11 protein-coding genes, 2 tRNA genes and 2 pseudogenes are annotated in these 14,874 nt (G+C 69.7%); 2 read left to right on the top strand and 13 right to left on the bottom strand.

Annotated elements, in window-relative coordinates; genetic code table 11:
* Positions 1-317 precede the first annotated feature (317 nt).
* The 5 genes from clpX to Saso_RS12800 form a co-directional block, all read right to left on the bottom strand.
* Positions 318-1,607, bottom strand: a complete 1,290-nt coding sequence (clpX, locus tag Saso_RS12780; RefSeq protein ID WP_189917735.1) for an ATP-dependent Clp protease ATP-binding subunit ClpX — start codon at positions 1,605-1,607, stop codon at positions 318-320.
* Between the two features lie 182 nt (positions 1,608-1,789).
* Positions 1,790-2,470 carry an ATP-dependent Clp protease proteolytic subunit gene (locus tag Saso_RS12785; RefSeq protein WP_189917737.1) on the bottom strand — a complete coding sequence of 227 codons (681 nt, stop codon included), beginning with the start codon at positions 2,468-2,470 and terminating at the stop codon, positions 1,790-1,792.
* A 299-nt stretch (positions 2,471-2,769) separates the two neighbouring features.
* The gene (locus Saso_RS12790; protein ID WP_189709844.1) at positions 2,770-3,378 is read right to left on the bottom strand and encodes an ATP-dependent Clp protease proteolytic subunit; all 609 of its coding nucleotides are present in this window, start codon (positions 3,376-3,378) and stop codon (positions 2,770-2,772) included.
* A 300-nt stretch (positions 3,379-3,678) separates the two neighbouring features.
* On the bottom strand, positions 3,679-5,055 hold the full coding sequence (gene tig / locus Saso_RS12795; RefSeq protein WP_189917739.1) for a trigger factor: 1,377 nt from the start codon (positions 5,053-5,055) through the stop codon (positions 3,679-3,681).
* Positions 5,056-5,320: 265 nt separating this feature from the next.
* Positions 5,321-5,397 (bottom strand) — tRNA-Pro (locus Saso_RS12800).
* A gap of 165 nt (positions 5,398-5,562) precedes the next feature.
* Between Saso_RS12800 and Saso_RS12805 the strand changes: the two genes are divergently transcribed.
* Positions 5,563-5,633, top strand: a tRNA-Gly gene (locus Saso_RS12805).
* Positions 5,634-6,574: 941 nt separating this feature from the next.
* Here Saso_RS12805 and Saso_RS12810 read toward each other — a convergent pair.
* The 7 genes and pseudogenes from Saso_RS12810 to Saso_RS12835 form a co-directional block, all read right to left on the bottom strand.
* Complete coding sequence (locus Saso_RS12810; protein WP_189917740.1) at positions 6,575-6,973, bottom strand: type II toxin-antitoxin system VapC family toxin; 399 nt, start codon at positions 6,971-6,973, stop codon at positions 6,575-6,577.
* Positions 6,970-7,248 (bottom strand): hypothetical protein, encoded by a 279-nt coding sequence (locus Saso_RS12815; RefSeq protein WP_189917742.1) that lies wholly within the window; start codon positions 7,246-7,248, stop codon positions 6,970-6,972. Before Saso_RS12815 ends, Saso_RS12810 begins: the two co-directional genes overlap by 4 nt.
* Before the next feature lie 89 nt (positions 7,249-7,337).
* A pseudogene (locus tag Saso_RS39235) lies at positions 7,338-7,640 on the bottom strand (tyrosine-type recombinase/integrase); the annotation flags it as partial.
* A gap of 42 nt (positions 7,641-7,682) precedes the next feature.
* Positions 7,683-7,943: pseudogene (locus Saso_RS12820) on the bottom strand (replication initiator); the annotation flags it as partial.
* Positions 7,944-8,157: 214 nt separating this feature from the next.
* Entirely contained in the window at positions 8,158-9,771 is a 1,614-nt protein-coding gene (locus Saso_RS12825; protein WP_189917744.1) for a serine/threonine protein kinase, read from the bottom strand.
* Between the two features lie 366 nt (positions 9,772-10,137).
* Positions 10,138-12,192 carry a hypothetical protein gene (locus Saso_RS12830; protein WP_189917746.1) on the bottom strand — a complete coding sequence of 685 codons (2,055 nt, stop codon included), beginning with the start codon at positions 12,190-12,192 and terminating at the stop codon, positions 10,138-10,140.
* 360 nt (positions 12,193-12,552) lie between these two features.
* Positions 12,553-12,747 (bottom strand): hypothetical protein, encoded by a 195-nt coding sequence (locus tag Saso_RS12835; protein WP_030779494.1) that lies wholly within the window; start codon positions 12,745-12,747, stop codon positions 12,553-12,555.
* Between the two features lie 411 nt (positions 12,748-13,158).
* Between Saso_RS12835 and Saso_RS12840 the strand changes: the two genes are divergently transcribed.
* A complete protein-coding gene (locus Saso_RS12840) occupies positions 13,159-14,391 on the top strand; it encodes an acyltransferase family protein (RefSeq protein WP_189917748.1) in 1,233 nt (410 codons plus the stop codon).
* Here the strand turns inward: Saso_RS12840 and Saso_RS12845 are convergent.
* Entirely contained in the window at positions 14,388-14,846 is a 459-nt protein-coding gene (locus Saso_RS12845) for an HD domain-containing protein (RefSeq protein WP_189917749.1), read from the bottom strand. The genes Saso_RS12840 and Saso_RS12845 overlap by 4 nt on opposite strands.
* Positions 14,847-14,874 lie beyond the last annotated feature (28 nt).

Here is a 14,874-nt window from a genome sequence, read left to right on the forward strand (position 1 = left end):
GCCGGCTCCGGAAACACGCAGAGCTGGGGAACGAACCTCACGGACTCCGCAGGGGTCCGGCAAGCCTGGACACAAGTGGCTGTGTTCGAGGGCGACGCCGTACTCCAGCTTTGTGTGACACCCACCGGAACCAACCAGTACTGGTAGCACGAAGCGGGGTGAGGACCCGCGCACAGCATCGCGGCGTAGCGTCACGCTCCACAGAGGAACGTCCGCTTCCTGCCCAGTGCTGATCTTCCTCGTGGCAGGCGGCAGCACGACAACGCGAGAAGGGGGCACCCGGATCACCGGGTGCCCCCTTCTCGCGTTGCGCTGCCCTACGCCGTCTTCTGTTCGCCCGGGCCGCGGCCGCCGCGGGCGTCGCGGGGGATCAGGGTCGGGTTGACGTTGGACAGGACGACGTCCGCCGTGATGACCACGCGGGCCACGTCCTTGCGGGACGGGACCTCGTACATGACCGCCTGGAGGACCTCCTCCATGATGGCCCGCAGGCCGCGCGCGCCGGTCTGGCGCAGGATGGCCTGGTCGGCGATGGCCTCCAGCGCCTCGCGCTCGAAGTCCAGCTCCACGCCGTCGAGTTCGAAGAGGCGCTGGTACTGCTTGACCAGGGCGTTGCGCGGCTCGATCAGGATCTGGAGGAGTGCCTCGCGGTCCAGGTTGTGCACCGAGGTGATCACGGGCAGACGGCCGATGAACTCCGGGATCATGCCGAACTTGACCAGGTCCTCCGGCATGACGGCCTCGAACTGGTCCTTGGACTCGATCTCGCGCTTGGAGCGGATCGTCGCGCCGAAGCCGATGCCCTTGGCGCCGGCCCGGGTCTCGATGATCTTCTCGAGGCCGGAGAAGGCACCGCCCACGATGAACAGCACGTTCGTCGTGTCGATCTGGATGAACTCCTGGTGCGGGTGCTTGCGGCCGCCCTGCGGCGGGACCGAGGCGGTGGTGCCCTCCAGGATCTTCAGCAGGGCCTGCTGCACGCCCTCGCCCGACACGTCGCGCGTGATGGAGGGGTTCTCGCTCTTCCTCGCGACCTTGTCGATCTCGTCGATGTAGATGATCCCGGTCTCGGCCTTCTTGACGTCGTAGTCGGCCGCCTGGATCAGCTTCAGCAGGATGTTCTCGACGTCCTCGCCGACGTAACCCGCCTCGGTCAGCGCGGTGGCGTCGGCGATCGCGAACGGGACGTTCAGCATGCGCGCCAGGGTCTGCGCCAGGAGCGTCTTGCCGGAGCCGGTGGGACCCAGCAGGAGGATGTTGGACTTCGCCAACTCGATGGCGTCCTCACGGCTTTGGCCGCCGCCGTTCTCCCCGGCCTGGACGCGCTTGTAGTGGTTGTACACCGCGACCGACAGGGCCTTCTTGGCGGGCTCCTGGCCCACCACGTACCCCTCGAGGAACTCGTAGATCTCGCGCGGCTTGGGGAGTTCCTCCCAGCGCACCTCGCTCGTCTCCGCGAGTTCTTCCTCGATGATCTCGTTGCAGAGATCGATGCACTCGTCGCAGATGTACACACCGGGCCCTGCGATGAGCTTCTTGACCTGCTTCTGGCTCTTGCCGCAGAACGAGCACTTGAGCAGATCGCCGCCGTCACCGATGCGTGCCACGGTGTGCTTCCCCTTCGCCTGGGAGACGACTGGACACTTACGAATCCAGCGGCTCCTGGTGCTGCCTTATTCCGACGGTACCTTGCCTGGCCCCCCGTTCGGGCCCCCCTTGGCACGGTTCACTGTGACGTGGACCGTGTCACACCGTGTTGGGAGGGGCCCCGACGGGACGACCTCGTGCGTCAAACGAGCGAGTTGTTGTTCAGCTTGCGGGTGGAGATGATCTGGTCGACCAGGCCGTACGCCAGCGCGTCCTCGGCCGTGAGGATCTTGTCGCGCTCGATGTCCTCGCGGATCTTCTCGATCGGCGTGGTCGAGTGCTTGGCCAGCATCTCCTCCAGCTGCGAGCGCATCCGGAGGATCTCGTTGGCGGCGATCTCGAGGTCGGAGACCTGACCGCGGCCGGTCTCGCTGTACGGCTGGTGGATCAGCACACGGGCGTTCGGCAGCGCCATGCGCTTGCCCGGCGTACCGGCGGCGAGCAGGATCGCCGCGGCGGAGGCCGCCTGACCCATGCACACCGTCTGGATGTCGGGCTTCACGAACTGCATCGTGTCGTAGATCGCGGTCAGCGCGGTGAAGGAGCCGCCGGGGCTGTTGATGTAGACCGAGATGTCGCGGTCCGGGTCCATCGACTCCAGGCACAGCAGCTGCGCCATGACGTCGTTGGCGGAGGCGTCGTCGATCTGCACGCCGAGGAAGATGACGCGCTCCTCGAAGAGCTTCGCGTACGGGTCGTACTCGCGGACGCCCTGCGAAGTGCGCTCGACGAAGCGCGGGATGACGTAGCGGGACTCGGCGCGGGGGCCGGTGTACTCGGCCTCGGTGCGGGCGTAGAGGCCGCTGCCGGGGAAGTCGTTCACGGTGTCTCCTGGAAAGAGGACTGGGCGGTGGGGTGGAGGGGCTGGGCGGGGTGCTGACGGCTTCCGGGCCCCCGGTGGGCCCTGCGGGGGGCTCTCGCGGGCTCCGGCGGGCTCCGAGCGGTCCACGAGGACTTCTGGAGCCTCCCGGGGTCGCGGTGGCCGCCCCGGAGCCCCGTGAGGGGCTCCGGCGGTTTCCGGGGGCCGCGGGGCCCGTGAGCCGCGGGGGCTCCCGGAACACCGCGGGGGGCTCAGGAAGCTCCGGGGAGCGTCCTTCGGGGCCCGGCTGCCGTCAGTGGACCTCAGGCCGCCCCGGTACCGCCGCCGCCCGGCATGCCGGCGGCCGTCGGGATGACGTCGTCGATGAGGCCGTACTCCTTGGCCTCGAACGCGTCGAACCAGCGGTCGCGGTCGGAGTCGCGGGTGACCTGCTCGACCGTCTGCCCGGTGTGCTGGGAGGTCAGCTCGGCCATGCGCTTCTTGGTGTGCAGCAGCCGCTCGGCGTGGATCTTGATGTCCGAGGCGGAGCCCGCCAGACCCGCGGAGGGCTGGTGGATCAGGATCTCGGCGTTCGGCAGCGCGAAGCGCTTGCCGGGGGTGCCCGCGCTGAGCAGGAACTGCCCCATGGAGGCCGCGAGACCCATGGCGATGGTCACCACGTCGTTCTTGATGAACTGCATCGTGTCGTAGATCGCCATGCCGGCCGTGATCGAGCCGCCGGGGCTGTTGATGTAGAGGTAGATGTCCTTGTCCGGATCGGCGGCAAGGAGCAGCAACTGTGCGGTGATCTTGTTGGCAATGTCGTCGTCGACCGGCTGGCCGAGGAAGATGATCCGCTCGCCGAGCAGCCGGTTGTAGACCTGGTCGCCGAGGCCACCACCGATGGAAGGCTCGCCGGCGGCATAGGGCATCAGATTCGTCACGTATCCACCTGCTCGTCTTACGACGGCGCCGGGCCGTCTCACGTGTACTGCCGGGGGCAACGGAGACTCCCCTGCCCTCGTACTCATGGACCCTAACGCGCGGGTCCCTTCGGGGAATCCCGGAGAGTCGGGTGTTCGCCGGGGGCGTAGACGGGGGCCGACCACGGGGCTTGCCGCCGGTCGCCGTCGCCCGCCGTCCCGCCGGTGCGGCGGTGGGTGGCAGAAGGGCCCCGGGGCGTGTACCGCCCCGGGGCCCTCGTGTCCGCGTCGGAGTCGACGCGAGGCGGATCAGGCCTCGGTCTTCTCCTCGGAGGTCTCCGCCTCGGCGGCGGCCTCCTCGGTCTCTTCCTCGTCGTCGTCCAGGTCGACGATCTCGCCGTTGGTGTCCTTCACCGTGGCGGACTCGACGACCGTGGCCAGCGCCTTGCCGCGGGCGACCTCGCCGACCAGGAGCGGAACCTGGCCGCCCTCGACGACCGCCTGGGCGAACTGGTCGGGCGACATGCCGGAGGAGGCGGCACGGCGCATGAGGTGCTCGGTGAGCTCCTCCTGGTTGACGTTCAGCTTCTCGCGCTTGACGAGCTCGTCCAGCACGAACTGGGTCTTGATGCCCTTGACCGCGGCCTCACGGGTCTCGGTCTCGAACTCCTCGGCCGTCTTGCCCTGGATCTCCAGGTACTTGTCGAGGTCGAGGCCCATCTGACCGAGCTGGTGGTGCTCCAGGTTGTGCTTGCGGGTGTTGACCTCGTCCTCGAGCAGCTTCTCGGGGACGGGCACCTCGACGAGCTCCAGCAGCTTCTCCAGGACGCGCTCCTGGGCCTGCGTGGCCTGGTCGTACTGCTTGGTGTTCTCGAGGCGCTTGCGGCTGTCCGCCTTGAGCTCCTCGAGGGTGTCGAACTCGGAGGCGAGCTGCGCGAACTCGTCGTCCAGCTCGGGCAGCTCGCGGGAGGCGACCTGGGTGACCTTGACGGTGACCTCGGCCTCCTTGCCGGCCGCCGAGCCGCCCTTGAGCTCGGAGGTGAAGGTGGCCTCGCCACCGGCCTCCAGGCCCTTCACGGCGTCGTCGATGCCTTCCAGCAGCTCGCCCGAGCCGATGGTGTAGGAGACGCCGCTGGCGACGCCGTCCTCGAGGACCTCGCCGTCGACCTTGGCCTCGAGGTCGACCGTCACGACGTCGCCGTCCTCGGCGGCGCGCTCGACCGGGGAGGTCGAGGCGAAGCGCTCGCGGAGCTGCTCGACCGCCTTGTCGATGTCCTCCTCGGACACCTCGACCGCGTCGACCTCGACCTCGATGGAGGAGAAGTCCTCGGGGAGCTCAAGGGCGGGGCGGACGTCGACCTCGGCGGTGAAGTTCAGCGTCTCGCCGTCCTTCAGCTCCGTGATGTCGACCTCGGGCTGGCCGAGGACGTCGATCTCGGCCTCGTTGACGGCCTCCGTGTAGAACTTCGGCAGCGCGTCGTTGACGGCCTCCTCCAGCACGGCGCCACGGCCGAAGCGCTGGTCGATGACCCGGGCGGGGATCTTGCCCTTGCGGAAGCCCTTCACCGTGACCTGCTGGTTGATCTTCTTGTACGCCGCGTCGAGGCTGTCCTTGAGCTCCTCGAAGGGCACCTCGATGCTGAGCCGAACCCGGGTCGGGTTCAGGGTCTCCACGGCGCTCTTCACGGTTCGGTCTCCTTGGGGGCTGACTTCTCGGGTTCTGCAGGAGCCAGACCGGCTCCCGCGGATTCGCCGCCCGGAGGACCAACCAGAGGATGAGGCATACGGGCGTGCAGCTTGCATAGTAACGGCAGCGAGGACACGCCCCAAAGGCGATCAAGCGGGGCGACCGTGCGGACGGCCGGTGACGCCCGGTGAGGGCCGTTCGGTGACCGGTGACGGCCGGGTCGGCGGGCGGTGCCGCCGGTCCGTGTCGACGCGCGCCGACCGGTGGTCGGGGTGGCGGGATTTGAACCCACGGCCTTCCGCTCCCAAAGCGGACGCGCTACCAAGCTGCGCCACACCCCGTCTGGTGCGTCACGTAGGGTACATGGCCGCAGGCCGTCCGACCGCCGCTTTTGCCGAGCCACGGGGAGGGCTCCGGCGGGCCGGGGAAACGGGGTGTGCACCGAGGGGCGCGGACCCGCTACGATGCCTGAAGTGCCGCGGTCGCTGACCTGCGGCGCACTGTGTGCGGGCGTAGCTCAATGGTAGAGCACTAGTCTTCCAAACTAGCTACGCGGGTTCGATTCCCGTCGCCCGCTCTGTACGGACCGGGGCCAGGTCGGAGAGTGCATTCTCCGCCTGGCCCTGATCGTTTTCGGGGACTGTGTTCGGTCCGGCCTGTCCCCCGCGTGCCCCTTGGGCTTTGGATCTTTCTTTTTCTTGATCTTCGGCTCCTTCTTCCGCCCCTTGGCGACGAGACCGCTCACCGCGTCGTCGATCAGCCGGTCGCGTCCGGCGCCGGCATGCTGATAGATCAACGCGGCGCGGGCGGTGCTGTCGCCTGTGAGGTGATCTGGCACGCGGATCACAACCGTCAGGTGAAGATCCGCCTCGATGAACGGAGCGTGCCCAGCTTCCCCGCTGGATCTGGTGCGGTAGTGGTGCAGAGCTGCGGCGTCCAGGAGGTGACAGCCCAGGTCGGCGGCGGCTTGGGGTTTATTTGTCGTCTAGGACAATTTGAGGCTTCCGCGCCCTCCATGTGCCCCAAGTCGCACCGCCGTGCCACCAGAGGCGACTCCGAAGGGGCATTCCTGATGGTACGTCAGCCAATCATCTCGAATGGCGAGACACACGCTCTGTGGCCTGCGCCACTTCCGGGCGCCAGGCCAATGAAGTCGGTTTTGCAAAGCGCCAGTTCGCGCTGACGTCGACTGCGGGAAGACCGCGCCACCGGGGCAGGGGTGCCGGTGGTTGCCACCATTGCGAGACCGTTCAAGCTCGGAGCGGACTTTCCGTTCAAGCTCCTAACGAAAAGTCCGGCGTTTCCTGAGTGAACGGCTGGGCCGCGGGGGCCCCGGCCGTCGCAGCGCCCTGGACCGCAGTGGTGGCGTAGGAGCCGACGGGTCAGCCACCGCCCCCTACGCGCCGGCGGCCTTCCGGCGAGCGGCAGGGCATCGGTGATGGCCGGGAGTCCGCCGCGTGCCGACGCCGCCCCGCCGACTCGCCGACCCGCCATCAGTCGGTGGCGCGGTTCTGTCCCTCACACCTTCTCGGCCAGCACGCGCGGATACCCGGCGGTGAGCAGACCCATGTCCTCGACGTCGGACGTCAGGATCGTCACCCGGCCAGGATGCTGGAGCGCGGTCGCGCACAGCATGGCGTCGATGGCGTACTTGTGGCCGTGCAGACCCGCTGTCATCAGCAGGGTGGCGGCAGCCTGCGCCAAGCCTTGCGTGACCGGCTCGACGCGGATTCGGGACAGCGTCCACCTCAGCGCGGCTTCATTCATCTTCGGGTGGATGACCTCGACAAGGACGGCCGCGGAGGTGATGACCGGCAGGTCCGCGTCACGGGCGGCCGTCAGCCACTCGTGGACCTCACGGTCACGCTGCACCGCCTTCGCCAGGCCCTCGCTGTCCAGGACCAGGACACCGCTCACGCGGCCGCCCCTGCGCCCGAGGTGCCGCCGCTCAGGCGCGCACGTTTGGCCGCCACCGCCTCCGGGTCGGCTGGGCCGTGCACCTTGTCGAAGTCCGCGATCAGCTCGTCGAGGTTGTCCCGCTCGATCTGCCGCTGGGCCGCCTTCTCCAGGTACGCCGACACGCCCCGCCTACCGACCCGATCACGGATCGCCTGCAGGGTGCCGGCGGTCAGAGTGACGGAGATGCCGTTGGTGGGACCGTCACCGGGGAGGAAGTCCACGTCGTCAGCCATGACTCCGAGTATGCCATTGAAGATGCTATAGCGGAGGACGGATACACCTCTCCTTCGCACGAGGCCTCGTGCCTGCTTCCAGTGGACGACTACGCTCCACGTGCCTGCTGCCGCCCCGCATCCGACTCCCGCAACTGCTGCCGCACCTCCACCTCGATGCTCTGCGCCAACTTTCGCTGGTGCTTCGCCGTCGAGCGCTGGTAGATCAGATGGGCCCGCTCCGAGGACTGGCCGGCGCGGACCATCAGGTCCTTCGGCTTGACGCCGGTGTCGGCGGCGAGGGTGTTGCCGGTGTGGCCGAAGGTCGAGCGGCGGAAGGGGCCGTCCTTCCCACCGACGAAGATCAGCCCGTCCGGGCCCGACTCGGCGTAGTTCTCCAGGTGCCAGCGGAGCTACCGGCGGAGGAACGCGGGACCACAGGCGGATGCCGAGATGATCAGGTGGAAGGTGTCGCGGCGGTAGACCTCCGCGCAGGCCGCGCACCGGGTGGTACGGCGGTTGGTGCAGCGGACGAGGAGGTTTCCGACGGGTAGGGCGGTGGAGCCGAGGTGGTGCAGGACGCGCCCGACCTCACCGGTCGTCGTGTCGACGGCGTACTCGGTGCGGTGGCCGTCGAGGCGTACGGGGTGGGTGCAGCCGCATGCGCAACACGTAGCGCGCAGCCGTGCGGGCGCCGGTGTGCTTCTCGCGGCCACGGCCGTCGCAGTACGTGCCGACCTGGACGGGACAGCCCGGAAAGACGGCCAAGAACCCTGGCAGCCCTTTGGAGCAGGGCTGGAGACCTCACCGACCGTCCGGCCCGTGGTTCGGCATCGAGGGGGATCAGACCCTGCCGCGGGTACGCCGGATCGGACCGGGGCCGCAGAACCATGCAGTCGCGCCACGGCCCGCGGCTCCAGCATCGGCCGTTCAGTCGTTGCGGTTCAGCGAGCCCACCACCGTGACAGGGTCGGTGATCTCATAGAAGAGCTGGTCACTGCCCGAGCGGGTCAAGCGGATCCCCACCTCGGTGATACAGGTGGAGTTCTTGGTGATCTCTTCCCGGACCCGGACGCCGCCAGCCGACTCCTCGGTGAGGATCCAGTGACCGCTGCAGCCGAGGGACGGGTAGTCGACCGTCGCCACCCGCTCGCCGACCTTCCCACCGGTGTAGTCCACCTTCACCGTGTACTCCTGCGACCCGTCCTGCCGCAGCAGCCCGCTCCACGGTCCCTCGTAGGTGAACGCCTTCGCCAAGGGTGATTTCGTATGCGCCGGTGAGCTGCCGTCGCTCGGGGGCGACGACGCGGTGGCCGTTCCCGGATCCGCTGCCCGGTCGTCGTTCCGCCCGTTGTCACCCGGCTTCACGAGCGTCAGGACGACGGCCACCACAATCGCGCCGACGGTGAGAAGAACCGGTACGAGCGCGCGGTTACGGCCGCCTCCACCATTCGGCGCAACGACGGTCCGTCCCCCTGGAGCTCGAACCTGAGTAGGCATCGGCATCGGCATCCGCACCGGGGCCGGCACGGAGGGCGGGGGCGGCATGGGCCGTTCCAGGGGCCGACCGTATGCGGGAGCGTGCGCCGTCGGCATCGCGTGCACCCCCTGCAGAGTGTCGACCTGAGTCCGCGGCGGGCCCTGCGGGTCGTCGAGACCGAGCAGGCGGGCACTCCTGCGCCCGATCTCCGCCGTCAAGGCCGGTGGGAGCCATGTGCTTTGCGGCTCACCCGCCGTCGCCGCAGCCGCCATCTCGGCGATCGCATGCAACGGCGGGCGTTGCCCGGTGTCCTTCGCCATACACCGACGCACGAGACCGGCCAGCGTTTCCGGCAGTCCCACCAGGTCCGGATCGTCCTCCACGACACGCATCATCAGCGCGTAGCTACCGCTGTCGGAGTCGCCGAACGGATGCCGGCCCGTGGCGGAGAACGCGAGCACCGAACCGAGGCTGAAGACATCGCTGGCCGCGGTGACATGCCTCCCCCTGACCTGCTCCGGGGACATGTATCCCGGCGAGCCGATCACCGCTCCGGTCCGGGTGGCGACGCTGGCATCGGCCGCCCGCGCCACCCCGAAGTCGATCACCCGGGGGCCGTCGAGGGTGAGCATCACGTTCGACGGCTTGAGATCCCGGTGCACCAGCCCGCTGCCATGGATGTTCTGCAGAGCCCCGACCAGCCCGGCGGCCAACGACCACACCGACTCCTCAGGCAGCCGCCCGACGTGGCCCGTCACCGCCTCGTGCAGGGTGAGACCGGGAACGTAGCCCGTGGCGAGCCAGGGCGTGGAGGACTCGGTGTCGAAGTCGAGGACGGGAGCCGTCCACGCACCGTCGACCCGCTGGGCCGACCGCACCTCGGCACGGAACCGCCGCCGGAACTCCTGATCGTGGGCCAGCTGCGCATGGATCACCTTGACCGCGGCCATCCGCCCCTGGGCCCCGCGCCCCAGATACACCAACCCCATGCCACCCGCGCCAAGCCGGCCGAGCAGCCGGTAGTCGCCGATCCGGGACGGATCCTCGGCCCTGAGTGGTTCCACGCTGTCCGCCCCCAGAACAATCGGTCAATGACTACTCACATTCTGGACCGTTGACCGCACCCGCGGGACCGACTCGGCTGCGTCAGTGATCGCCGGGTGGCCTCCTGGCAGGCCCGGCCCGCCGCCGAACGGGCCCGGGAACGAGCGGCGGCTGACGGGGAGCCACGGGGAACGGCGACGACCGGTGGGATGACCCGCACGTCAGCATCTCGCCGGCTCAGCCCCGATCCGCATCCGCGATCTTCCAAACCAGCTACGCGGGTTCGATTCCCGTCGCCCGCTCTGTACGGACCGGGGCCCGTCAGGCTCTCGCGCGCCGCTCCCCGCACCCTGTGTCGAAGATCATGGAACGGTCCGGCCCCACCCTCAGGGCACGGCTCCGATCGGCACGGACACGGCTGCGGCCTCGGTGGCGTCGGTGGGCACCTCAGCCTCGGTGCGGCTCAGGTCCAGCACGATGAGGACGGCCGCGGCGACGCCGAGATAGATGAGCAGGTTGATCAGCGCCTGGCTGGTTCCGTGGCCGTCGAAGTAGATGGTGTGGTGCAGCAGGATGTAGCCGTTGCGGGGCGGCAGGTACGGTCCGAGGTCGCGCCAGAAGGCAGGCAGGTACGGCACCCCGCTCGCTCCGCCCGAGGACGGGTTGCCCAGCAGGATCATGAGGACGACCGTCACGAGCGTGCCGATCGGTCCGAGCAGTTTCTGCAGGATCGCGGCGACGAAGGCGACCACGGCGACGATCAGCGAGCAGATGGGCCAGGTGATCCAGAACCTGCTGCTGGGGAAACCCTGGAGCCAGTAGCAGACGATCAGGTCGACGACCAGACCGCTGACCACGGCGAACCCGGCCAGCTGGGCGGCCCGCCAGCGCCCCGCCGCCCTGCCCGTGGCGGCCATGAGCAGGGTCGAACTCATGTACCCGCCGATGAGCAGGGGGACGAGCATGAGCGCCTGCACCAGGCCGAACGGGTCCTTGGCGACCAGCGGGAGCGGAGCGTACTGCCGGACCTGGAGTCTGTGCCCGGTGGCGCGGGCCGCCTCCTCGAAGCGCACGGCGAGGTCGAGGGGCGCGAGGTCGCTCATGGACGGCACCACGATCAGGGTGTCCGATCCGCCCGACGGGACCAGCGCACCGAAGATACGGGCCTCGTCCATGGCTGTCCTGGCCGCCGCCTCGTCCGGGTACTCCGTGACCTTCAGGGAGATGTTCTTCTCGGCCGCGGCCAGGACGGGCGAGGAGCCGACCGCGCCGAACGGCAGGTCGGAGGCCTTGGGGGCGTGTCCGGCGCTCATGTAGGTGGTGGCGAACAGGCTCTGCATCACGGTGCAGACGGCCAGCGCGGCCAACATCCCGATCACGGCCCGGCGGCGGCCGGGAGCACCCGCCGTACGGCCGGGCGACGGCGAGGGGAGCTGCGGAGCACCGGTGCCGGTGGCCGCTCGGGCCGGGCGGACGCGGCCGAACCAGGCGATGACGGCCGTCGCGGCGGCGGCGTACAGGAAGAGCACGATCAGCGGGGTGGTGATGTCGTTGCCGTCGAAATAGAGCACGTGGTTGACCAGGGTGACCGCGTTCTGCGGTGGGAGGAGCACGCCGATGTTGCGCCAGTACACCGGCAGCAGGTAGGTGCCCAGTCCGCCCGCCGGCGGGCCGCCGACGACGATGAACAGCACCGCCACGAGCAACGTGCCCAGCTTGCCCGCCAAAGCCTGCACCGCGGCGGCCGCCAGCGCCACGGCCGAGGTGATGAGCCAGAAGCAGGGCAGCAGCGGCCAGAAGTGGCTGCTGGAGTAGGCGCCGATGCCCGGCCCGGCAATGAGGTCGGTGAGCAGAGCGCCCACCAGGGCGTAGCCGATCAGGATCGCCGCCCGCCAGGGTGCGGCGGCGACGCCGTGAGCCGCCTTGAAGACCAGCACGGCGGCCAGATAGCCGCCGATCAGCAGCGGCAGCAACAGCAGTGACGTCACTGCGCCGACCGGGTCGCCCGAGGCCAGGGGCGCGACCTTGCGCACGGTGACGGGCCGGTCCAGCTTGTGCGCGGCGGCCAGGAACGCCGGCTCCAGCTCGGTCTGCGCGAAGAAGCTCTTCGCCGGGACGACGACCAGGGTGTCGGACGACTTCTGGCCGAGGTAGGCCCCGTACAGCTCGCCCCGGCCCGCCGCGTCCATGACCGCCGACTCGTCCGGGTAGGAGGTCAGGTCGAGTCCGCCCCGTGACGCCACCGCCGCGACCACCGGAGAGGGCGGGCCGGTCACACCGAAGGGCATGTTCCGCGGCACGAGCAGCTGCTGTGCGCTGACCAGGCACAGGGCCAGCAGCGCCTGCGCGACGAGCACCACGGCCAGCGCCGCGCCGATCTTCAGGACGCCGCTGCGCCGCTCCGCTCCGCCCGGGTCCGCCCGGGCCGGTCGCCTCGCCATCCCTGTCCTCCTCGGCTTCCGCGGCCCGGCCGCGCCGTGGTCACCGCGCCGGCCGTCCGTGACGGGCCGGCCGCGCTCGGGGGTTCGTCCCTTCCGGAGCCATCACGACACGGGCCCGATGAGGCAGCAACTCGACGCAGCGGCGCGACGACGTTGCGTGACCGTCCAGGCTGGTCGGCGTCGTCCGGTGGTCCGGGTGCGGCGGGCGGGACAGGCGGGCGCGGGGACGGCGCCGCCCGGGCCGTCGTGCGGGGTGTCGCGGGCGCGCCGGAACCGCAGGAAGACCGCGTCCAGAGCCAGCCCAGCGGACCGCCAATGTTTCGCCCCGCCCGGGGGCGGCCCCGCTGCGGCCGGCCCCGGCTAGAAGCTGATCGAGTTGATGGTGTCGGCGAGGGAGTCGAGGAAGCGGTTGATCGACGGGGCCATGCCGGTCGAGGCGAGGAAGAAGCCGAACAGGATCGCGACGATGGCCGGGCCCGCCTTGATCGACCCTCCCCGGATCAGCACCACCAGGATGATCGCCAACAGCAGCACCACTGACAGTGAAATGGCCACAACTGATCACACACCCTCGGTCGGTCCGCACTCCCGAGACCATCGTGCCACCAACAGGGCCTCCCTATGCGGCCCGTGACGCATCATCGCGCGCCGTCCCTCGACCGGGGGCGCCCGGCGCGGCAATTCAGGTGCGTATCCACGCGGAATTCGGGGCACTTGGTTGCGGTGCCCACACAACGCCTGCGCAGGTAATTCGAATTATCGCCGCAGGTGCTCCAACTGCGCCCGCACAACCGCCGTTATGCACCTTTTAGTCGGGATGAATCATGACATCAAGGTCCGTGAATGACGTACGGCGGCCCCGGGAGCCGGTCCGGCGACCCGTGCGGCGAATAAGCCACAGCGCCTTAACCGGTGGCGACCTGGGCCGTTTTACGAATACGCACACGCGACGCTAGGGTGCCTCGAATGTTCCACGCCGCCTCGTCCCTCGCTCCGAGTCCGCGCCCGTCCCAGAACCAGAACGACCGGCAGGACCGGTCGGGGGACGAACCCGGCCGGCCCGCGGACAGACCCGCCGGACGGCCGTCGGCACCGCCCGCCGCGAAGCGCGACGCGTTCTTCGACAACGCGAAGTACCTGGCGATCGTGCTGGTGGCGATGGGGCACGCCTGGGAACCGCTGAAGGGCGACAGCCGGGTGCTCACGGCGGCCTACGTGCTGCTGTACACGTTCCACATGCCGGCCTTCATCGTCATCTCCGGCTACTTCTCCCGCGGTTTCGACGCGAGCCCCGGCAAGCTCAAGCGGCTGGTGACGGGCGTCGTCGTGCCGTACGTCGTCTTCGAGACCGCCTACCCGCTCCTGAAGACGTACGTCGGCGGCGCGCCCCAGGACATCAGCCTCCTCGACCCCTATTACCTGACCTGGTTCCTGTGCGCCCTGTTCATCTGGCGGCTGACCACACCCCTGTGGAAGCTGGTGCGTCATCCGGTGCCGCTCGCGCTGGGCATCGCCATGCTGGCGTCCGCCACCCCGGGCATCGGCGGTGACCTGGACCTCCCGCGCGTCCTTCAGTTCCTCCCCTTCTTCGTGCTGGGACTGAACCTGCGGCCGGAGCACTTCGCGCTGGTGCGCCGGCGCGCGGCCCGGATCGCGGCGGTGCCGGTGTTCGCCTTCGCGCTGGTCTTCGCCTGGTGGGCGGTGCCGCGGATGAACAGCGGCTGGCTCTACCACCGCAACTCCGCGCAGGAGCTGGGCGTGCCGTGGTGGGTCGGTCCCGTCATGCAGCTCGCCCTGTTCGGCTGCTCCCTGCTGCTGACCGCCTGCTTCCTGTCCTGGGTGCCGGGGCGCGCGACGTGGTTCACGACGCTCGGCGCGGGCACGCTCTACGGCTATCTGACGCACGGCCTGCTGCTCAAGACCGCCGACTACCGCGGCTGGTTCGACCACCCGGCGCTGCACCGCCCGCTCGGGGAGATCGCCGTCACCGTCGCCGCGGCCGCGGCCGTCACCGCCTTGTGCACGAGCCCGGTCCGCAGGGTGCTGCGGTGCGTGGTGGAGCCGAGGATGGAGTGGGCGTTCAAGCGGGACGCGGCCGAGCTCGCCCGCGGACGCGAGAGGGAGAAGGAGAAGGACGCGCAGCGGCAGGATCCCGGCACGAAGGACGCGCGGACACGGTCGGCGGATCCGGCGGTTTAGTCGCTTTCGTCCCCGGGCGCGCAGAGGCCGAGGAGGGCGCGCATCCGCGCGTACTTCCCGGTCAGCCGCTCCCGGGTGGGCGCGTCCAGGACTGCGAGGCGGGCCGGGTCCGCGTTGTGCGCCAGGTCGGCCTCCTTCACCAGCAGGGCGCCCGGGGTCGCCAGGATGCGTTCCGCGTACGCCTGGGGCGTCTCCCCCGCCCGCTTGGTGACCGCGAGGACGACGGCCTTCGTACGGTCGGTCAGCGCGGCCTCGCGCAGCCAGGTCGCGGACAGGGCGTCGTCCTCGACGGAGTCGTGCAGCCAGGCGGCGGCGATCAGCTCGTCGTCGCCGCCCCGCGCGCGGACGCCCTCCGCGACCGCCCGCAGGTGCTCGGTGTAGGGCCGGCCCGCTTTGTCGGTCTGTCCCTCGTGGGCGGCGCGGGCGAGGCTCTCGACCTCGGACAGGGTGAGCATGGCGGGTCTTCCCCCCGGGTGTCTCGGC

It is taken from the genome of Streptomyces asoensis (genome assembly GCF_016860545.1).
In the GTDB taxonomy this organism is placed as follows: Bacteria; Actinomycetota; Actinomycetes; order Streptomycetales; family Streptomycetaceae; genus Streptomyces; species Streptomyces asoensis.